The organism is candidate division KSB1 bacterium, assembly GCA_024655945.1.
Lineage (GTDB): Bacteria > Zhuqueibacterota > Zhuqueibacteria > JANLFK01 > Oleimicrobiaceae > Oleimicrobium.
Genome location: JANLFK010000025.1, coordinates 1 through 686, shown reverse-complemented (window position 1 = coordinate 686; position 686 = coordinate 1). Strand labels below are relative to the sequence as shown.

At 61.5% G+C, this 686-nt stretch carries 1 protein-coding gene; it reads left to right on the top strand.

Annotated features, from left to right (window positions below):
• Nucleotides 1-89: 89 nt before the first annotated feature.
• Nucleotides 90-686: hypothetical protein (locus tag NUW13_16075; protein ID MCR4440526.1), on the top strand; the 597-nt coding region annotated here is incomplete at its 3' end.

Genomic DNA, 686 nt, shown 5'->3' with positions numbered 1-686 from the left:
AGATCGTGCCAGGTGCGCTGCACCACTTTATACTCAGCGGTCTGCCTACAAGCAGCACAGCTGGAATACCTTTCCCCAATCCGGTAGATGTGACTGCCTATGATGTCTACGGCAATGTGAAGACCAACTATGTCGGGCAGGTCTACTTCACCTCGACAGATGCTGCGGCGACCTTGCCGTACACCTCAGGGAGCCGGTACACCTTCACCGGAGGAGATGCCGGTATACATAGTTTTCCTGGCGATGGATTTGTGCTGCGGACTGCGGGGGCACGGACAATTACCGTGACGGATGGCAGCATTGCGAGGGAAAGCAGTGCTATTCAGGTGAGCGCGGGGGCAATAGCGGCCTTCGACTTGAGCGTCGGGTTGAGCCAGGTGGCGGGGGTGCCATTTCCGCTGTCGGTCAACAATGCGGTGGACAGTGAGGGGAACCCGGCTTCTGGCACGGTGGCGGTGACTGTGGCGAGCGGTGGAGGCAATTCGCCCAATGGCAGTGTGCCCACGCTGAGCTACATCACGGTAGTGGCGGGCGCCGGGAGCGCCAACCAGACGTTGGTGAACGCCGTGGGGACGGCACTGCAGGGGACTGTGGGCAGCGTGGTGAGGACCACGGGGACCATCAGTGTGCAGCCAGGGGCATTGGGGTCGTTTGGGCTGACTGGGGTTCCTGCAGCGGTGGTGGCG